Genomic DNA, 6,386 nt, shown 5'->3' with positions numbered 1-6,386 from the left:
CAGTTAATAGTTTTAGATTGAAGTATAAACCATCGTTCGTTTTTGCAACGGAGCCCTTTTGCGCTCTCCTGAACTGGCAATGACTAAAAAATATAAGGAAACAGGGCTGGTTAAATAGGTGTCACGAGCCACATTGGCATGAGCCTGACAGGCCAGAGAAAGGTTTGCTAAAGCACCATTAGCGACTAAGGATAGTGGTTGTTGCCCGTAGCGTTGATAAGAATGAACCACATGTTGAAGTATATTGGGTAATGCATCTAACGGGTATGGGGCTTCATTGATTAGTTTAGTAACAAGGGGAATGGGCGGTTTCCAATAGCTCTCTTGAGTCTCTTGGTTGCGTAATGGGTTGGGCTGTTCTAAATATGGATTGGACATTAAATGTCGCTATGAAACAAGGAATGAATACGTTATTTTACGCTTAGAGCCTCCCTATTGTAAAATAACCACCAACACCAGTTTTTTTAATTGGTGTTTTTCCAAGATGCCTATTCATATCTGGATGGGTATTTTTAATTATATCAGAGAAGTTTTATTGTGACAGGTTCTATTTTATTACCCTTAAATGGGTGGGGCGAAAAATATCGTATAATCTTCTTGATGTTACCTCATCAAATAAAATGCCATATAAATCATCAAAAAACAGTGTAGTCCTACGTATTTTTATCTTATTAATAGCAATAATTGCTTTAATCATACGCTCATCATAAGGTTTAAGTGAGCTGGCAAAGGATTTATATCCTAATTGCTGCGCCAAGCCATCGAGAGATAAGGGGTGTTTATTAGTAAGTCTGATATGAATTTTGGTAAGGTAATAAGAAATAATGAAACCGAGAGATAAGTAAAAATAATAAGTTGTTTTTGGATTATCTGGACTGTTCGTTATCAATAACGGAGTGCATAGGCTTAAATTAATGATTGATAACACTGCAAAAGTGGGGTTGAAGAGAGTGCGGCCAATTGTTTTAAGAAAGGCTTCGACTCGACTAATAGGGGTAAGACACAATAGGTTTTCTTTAGCAGCTACAATGCTAGCAAATCTGGGATAATATTCGGCTGGAATATTCAAATAATTGCCATTTTTTAATTGAACGTTAAACGTGTTCACTTTTTTATTTTCCCAGGTCGCTTTAAAAGGAACTCTTAATGTTTCTGTAACGTCTTGATTCTATCCAGAGATAATCCTGTGACTTTGGCAACAAAAGCAGGATCTGCGCCTTCTTTAAGCATTTTTCCGGCAATTTCGAGTATGCCTTGATTTTTACCCTCTTCTCTTAATTGTTCTGCCAAGCTCATTATTTTCTCTCCTACTTCATGGGATATCTGGGTGTCAATTACTTTAAAAAAAGCCTCTTTGTCACTTAATTCACCACGCTCTAATAAATATTGTAACACAATTGCAATAAAATCACGTCCACCTGCATTATCAAGTTGATGAAGCCTCTCTGCAATATCTTTTAACCAGGGCAAAATGTCGCGTGCAAAGATGTGCTTTAATGCAAACTCCATAACACCGGACCATGCGTGTTGTTTCAATACTTCATCATCAATTTGTCCCAAATCTATTAGTTGAAAAGGTTTTAAGAAATAACGATCTACTAAAGATTGTGGTGCGTCAATCAGATCACTTAAATTTGTGGAAAAAGGATATTTTCGTTTGCCATGATAGATCACTAAAGGATAGATCAGAGGGATTCTTTTATCACTTTTCGAGTCTTGTGTTTTTAAATGTTGATCAATAATATTGCACATGTATTTCAGCATTCGAAACGGCATTAATTGGTCAGGAGTAGATTGATGCTCAAGCAACAAATAAATATATACTTCATGGCCTTCAATTATTGTTTTAAAAAGCACATCAACTGCTGATTCTTTTCGTACATCATTAATATGCGATCGAGGCTGGATTTCTAACTGCTCAAAATCAATCTTTTGACAAAGATCGTTAGGGAGCCAAGATTTTAAAAAATCCTGAGCTACACGCTTATCTCCCATTGCAGTACGGAAGAATTGATCGTGAGCGTTGGTAATTTGGTTATTATTCTCTTTACTCATAATGTTACATAGCCTGTATATCGGTAATATAGTTGGGTTTTTGAAACAGCCATATGAGTCCCAACATAATAATAACCATCCATAGTGCGGCATTGGCAGCGGTGACAAAATGATAAAGCTGCATGAAGTGCTTTGGCTGATTTAGATTGGGAACAAGATTATAGGCAGAAAAAATATCAAGGTTACTACTTACAATAATTGGAGCCATGAATAAGAGTAATCCCTGTAAAATATAATCGGATTGTTTTTTCTTATGAGCAGAGAGAAGAATTATTGCAAGTGATGGCATTAATAATAAGGTAAATCTTGGCCAGTAAAATGAATAGGTAATTGGGGATAATAAGTCAGCATAAGAGGATGCTGTTCCTGATTTCAATGCTGTTTCAATGGAAAGCGATAGAAAAGTAAAAACAAAAAGTAAACAGGATAAGTAGCGTATTTTTTTCTTTAAATTAATAGGGTTCAAGAAATTCTCTTCCAATTTTTTTAAGCATTTTTCTAATTTGTTGCTCATTTTCATTTCATTCCTTGTTTAATCTTTTTGGGTATACAGAACTTTCCCTGGAATGGACGCAATCGCTTCTATAGGTATGGCATTTGATTCCATATGAGAACAATTCAAGCTGCTTATTTTGGTAGTAGCGGTCGTTGTCGTATAGTCAGGGCGTATTGGATTAGTAGATGATGCAATGCAAGAATCCCTGCCAATCATTAGCTTTATTCGCGTTGGGCTGGGTTTGTCATTGGCATGCAACGGATCTAGGGTAAATCCTGACAGTACTGTACCTGCATTAATCGTTTTTTTTCCTTGATTCTCTAAAGTAATATCGAATGATTTAATGATAACAATATTGGTACTTTGTCCTTCCTTAATATGAATTTCTTTAGGTTTTTTAGAAAAGCTGCTATTTGAATGATCTTTTGTTGTTTCTAGTGAAAGAAACTTTGGTTTTGGTCCAACAATGCGCAACTCAGGTGAGGCCCAATACATCGCTTGATTATTATCCAATAGCTTATAGGGTAAGAAGACGGTACGTTGATCATATAATCCCCAAAATTCTCCACAATAGCTTTTATCATCAAAACCTATTGATAACATATTTAATGGTTTTCCTTTGCTGTCCTTAAATTGAGTGCAATAATTATCAATATTCTTATTATGAGGTATTTTCAAGGATGAGTAAGCTAGTTGAATCTCCCCATTAGCACTCATTAAAAATAATTGACGAGAAGCCGTTGCATAAAAATCATAGCTAAATTTCGCAATGAATGGAGATAAAAACAGCACTAAGCATCCTAATTTTATGCCTAGGCGTAATGATGATTTCTCATTAAAAATGGAAAAGAGAATACACCATGTAAGTACAAGACCTAATAACATGATTAAACTGTTGGTAAGGGTTAAAGCTATCAATTTATACTCCGTGTGGTAAAAGTATTTAAACGAATAGTGTTATTTTATCATGTGATTTTTCTATAGCATTCAATTTTATTAATTAACTCATTCTTGCTGAGGTGAATAATCTTCTTAATAATGTCTTCAGGCTCATGTCTTTGATCCAATAGTTGTTTAGCCCATAGCATAAACACATCATCCTCAGTGAGGATCTTAAAAAGGATATCTTTTTTTTCATCAAGTAATACTTCAACGGCACAAGCCACCAGCCATTTCGAAGGTGTTGTTTCTCCTCCAGCCATACCTTTAATAGCCATAGGAGAATAGCTTTTATCCTTATCAAATATAGTCATCGCTTTGTGGTGCAATTTTTCGGAACGATTAGCAACGGCTTGTAATTCTGAAAAAATAGATTTTATTTGATTGCTAAAATCCTGCTTTTTATACTCCGCAAGGTTTACCTGGTTCAGCAACGTTAACGCCTGTTCTTTGCTGGAGCCTGAAAGCTTTCCCACTGCAATTTTAATTTGCTGTATCATACTGCTAACCATGGGCTCAAAAATATTTAACTCCACTTTTTGTTCATCACAAATAATTTCAATCTGCTCCAAAACGTCGATAAATTCATAAGGCAATCGAAAGCGTAAATCAATCAACGTGCTTGTTGGTGAAGGATTTAGGTGTTGATTAACTGCCTTAAGATTTTGTATGAACTGTTTTAATTCAATGCTTTGGTTAATTGAAAGATTATCCCACCCATCGAACAAATCCGGTTCATCGATACGGAAAGAGCCATACAAACTCTTATCATCCGCTGATCTGACATAAATTCTTGAGGGTCTACGCAAATTTTGCTTCACCTCGAATCGCAATAGTTTTTTCATTAAGAGGCCTCTAATAAAATAAGTGACGGATTGTTACAGTATTGCGATGCACAGGCTTTTGCATCGTTTAACCGCGTGTATGTTTTGTTTGTTGCCAAATCAATGTAGTATTTTTTGCCTGATTGTTTGTAATCGTATTTAGAACGAAACGCAAACACAGGTGTATTGGTGAATCCTCCCAACAAATAGGTTCTCATTCTTGGCGTTATTGCTGTTGTATCCTGTTTTGTTGCATCAAAATAGCGACTTAATAATTGATGTTCATTTAATTCATGAAGGCTTTTTAGTTTTTGCAATCGGTGGCCGTTGTAATGCATGAAATAAGAAACACCTGAAATATTTATTTTTCTGGCGCGTGTAGCATGCTGTTTATAATAAACCGCTCTTCGCAAAGAATAATACGGTTTAAAAGCACGCAATACAGGTACTGTTGCAGTTTGTCCATATAGGTAAACAAGATTATTAAATTGAGCATCAAGGCTAGCTTTTTGCGTTCGCACACTCAATAATTTATTTTTTATTGCTGCTAAAGCCTGAGTTATTGCCTCAATCCCCTGCTGATTCATTTCAGGAATATCTTCCAGAGAAAGTTCCACCTGATAATCTAAACGTTCCAATTGCCTTAGTGAAGTACACAGCTGAGGGTAATGAACAAGAGTATTTAATTCCAAATGAGTGCCAATGACCTCTTTAATGGATAATCTATTCCAATAGGAATAAGAAATATCTTGGCTTCTGGTCGATGAAGATGTAAGCATTAACGCCCTTAACAAATCGTTTAAAGAAAAGGCCAGTTCAAGTGGTGCATTGATTTGGTTTAGATGAATCATAATTACCTCGTTTTCTTTGATTGTCCTAATGACACTATTTAGTTTATTCATAGCAACACAATTTGTCAATAAATAAAATCCATAAAAAAGATAAATTAAAAAGATCTTTTTGATTGACTATTTCGCTATGGTCTGCCATACTATTTATGTTCACTTAGGAACATAAAAGAAAAAGTAAGGAATCATTATGAATCAATACGATGCATTAAAAGTTTTGGGTCTTTCTGGCCAAGTATCTCAAGAAGATATCAAAAAAGCCTGCTCCAAATTCCACCCTGATAGAAATCCAGCCGGTCTTGAAATCATGAAAATGATCAATGTGGCCTATGAAGTATTAAAAAACTTTGATGGTGTTGCCCACGTTACCAGCGATGCAGCTTCGTATGGTGATGAAGTAGCTAATGCATTAAATCAAATTTGCACATTAGGCTTAATTATTGAGGTTTGCGGCGCATGGGTTTGGGTTTCCGGGAATACAAAACCTCATAAAGACGCGTTAAAAGCAGCGGGATTTAAGTGGGCATCTAAAAAAGAATGCTGGTATTTTAGACCTGCGGATGCTTTACGTTCCCGTTCTTTTGGCAAGTATTCAATGAATGCGATTAGAGAAAAATACGGCAGTGTGCACGTTTCACAAAAAGAACAAGCACGTCTTGCGTAAATAGAAAGCCCTAAATGGGCTTTCTCTCTATTCTTAGGCCAAATCCAGTAGCACAAAAAAAGGAGTAAATCATGAGCCCTATATTGTTTGAAGATGTAATAGGTATGCTTGAATTAAGTAAAGGGAAGCTATTCAAGCAGCTAGAAGATGCTGTGCGCTTTATAACTCTTGAACTGAACTTACTTAACTGCAAAAAAGGCGATCATATGCTTATTCATGATATTGAAAATCCATACGATACGTGTATTTGGTGCAATAAAAAAGTTGGTTATGATTATGAATGCTTTTCTGGCGATGATTTATCATGCTGGCGCACTTACTGGGAAAATGATCGCTGATATAACGTTCTTTAGGGGATTTGTTCATGGAATCCCTAGCAATTCAAATTTTTTAGCCTTATAGATAATGAGCCAATGCCCTCTTTACTATTTGAGCCGGATGGCAAAAAATTTTTTAAAAATAATCTAAAAAAAGGGTCTTTTTAATTGACTTTTTATATGAGCTTTGTCATACTGTAGTTGTTCACTTAGGAACATAATAGATAAAATAAGGAATACATC

At 35.5% G+C, this 6,386-nt stretch carries 9 protein-coding genes; 2 read left to right on the top strand and 7 right to left on the bottom strand.

Annotated features, from left to right (window positions below):
- Positions 1–12: 12 nt before the first annotated feature.
- The 7 genes from QM652_RS05465 to QM652_RS05435 all read right to left on the bottom strand — a co-directional run bounded on the left by QM652_RS05465 (position 13) and on the right by QM652_RS05435 (position 5,216).
- Positions 13–378, bottom strand: coding sequence for a DUF3987 domain-containing protein (locus tag QM652_RS05465; RefSeq protein ID WP_415073627.1), 366 nt, complete (start codon positions 376–378; stop codon positions 13–15).
- A gap of 169 nt (positions 379–547) precedes the next feature.
- A complete protein-coding gene (locus tag QM652_RS05460) occupies positions 548–1,108 on the bottom strand; it encodes a hypothetical protein (protein ID WP_415073625.1) in 561 nt (186 codons plus the stop codon).
- A gap of 35 nt (positions 1,109–1,143) precedes the next feature.
- Positions 1,144–2,055 (bottom strand): Rpn family recombination-promoting nuclease/putative transposase, encoded by a 912-nt coding sequence (locus QM652_RS05455; protein ID WP_415073623.1) that lies wholly within the window; start codon positions 2,053–2,055, stop codon positions 1,144–1,146.
- Positions 2,056–2,059: 4 nt separating this feature from the next.
- Positions 2,060–2,575, bottom strand: coding sequence for a hypothetical protein (locus tag QM652_RS05450; RefSeq protein WP_415073621.1), 516 nt, complete (start codon positions 2,573–2,575; stop codon positions 2,060–2,062).
- A gap of 12 nt (positions 2,576–2,587) precedes the next feature.
- A complete protein-coding gene (locus tag QM652_RS05445; protein WP_415073619.1) occupies positions 2,588–3,469 on the bottom strand; it encodes a hypothetical protein in 882 nt (293 codons plus the stop codon).
- Positions 3,470–3,516: 47 nt separating this feature from the next.
- A complete protein-coding gene (locus tag QM652_RS05440) occupies positions 3,517–4,335 on the bottom strand; it encodes a hypothetical protein (RefSeq protein WP_415073617.1) in 819 nt (272 codons plus the stop codon).
- A complete protein-coding gene (locus tag QM652_RS05435) occupies positions 4,335–5,216 on the bottom strand; it encodes a hypothetical protein (protein ID WP_415073615.1) in 882 nt (293 codons plus the stop codon). The genes QM652_RS05440 and QM652_RS05435 overlap by 1 nt, the downstream gene beginning before the upstream one ends.
- Positions 5,217–5,352: 136 nt before the next feature.
- Between QM652_RS05435 and QM652_RS05430 the strand changes: the two genes are divergently transcribed.
- Both QM652_RS05430 and QM652_RS05425 read left to right on the top strand, forming a co-directional pair.
- Positions 5,353–5,826 carry a J domain-containing protein gene (locus QM652_RS05430; RefSeq protein WP_415073613.1) on the top strand — a complete coding sequence of 158 codons (474 nt, stop codon included), beginning with the start codon at positions 5,353–5,355 and terminating at the stop codon, positions 5,824–5,826.
- Positions 5,827–5,897: 71 nt separating this feature from the next.
- Positions 5,898–6,164, top strand: a complete 267-nt coding sequence (locus tag QM652_RS05425; RefSeq protein ID WP_415073611.1) for a hypothetical protein — start codon at positions 5,898–5,900, stop codon at positions 6,162–6,164.
- Positions 6,165–6,386: the final 222 nt, after the last annotated feature.

It is taken from the genome of Legionella sp. (assembly GCF_047605385.1).
Lineage (GTDB): Bacteria > Pseudomonadota > Gammaproteobacteria > Legionellales > Legionellaceae > Legionella.
This window is presented reverse-complemented; position numbering and strand designations above follow the sequence as displayed.